This is a genomic window from Streptococcus sp. HMSC072C09, from assembly GCF_001813105.1.
Classification (GTDB): Bacteria; Bacillota; Bacilli; order Lactobacillales; family Streptococcaceae; genus Streptococcus.
On record NZ_KV811494.1, the window covers coordinates 1 to 245 of the forward strand.

Annotated in this window: 1 protein-coding gene; it reads left to right on the plus strand. The window is 39.2% G+C overall.

What is annotated here, in order from left to right; all coding sequences use genetic code 11:
* On the plus strand, positions 1-245 hold a 245-nt coding region (locus HMPREF2893_RS03930), incomplete at both ends, for an ATP-binding cassette domain-containing protein (protein WP_148131917.1).

The window sequence follows — 245 nt, forward strand, 5'->3', positions numbered from 1 at the left end:
CTTGATTTTGTAATCACTAATAACGGAGAAAATATTTCAGGCGGACAACGAGTCCGGATTGAACTAGCCCGCTTCCTACTTCGTAAAAAGGATATTTTATTAGCAGATGAGGTAACTGCAGCTCTTGACGCAGAAAATAGCCAGATGGTTCGAGACTTGATTTTCTCACTACCGATGATGGTGTTAGAAATCGCTCACCATATTGATAATGAAAGTCGATACGATCAAGTCATTGAACTAAGAAA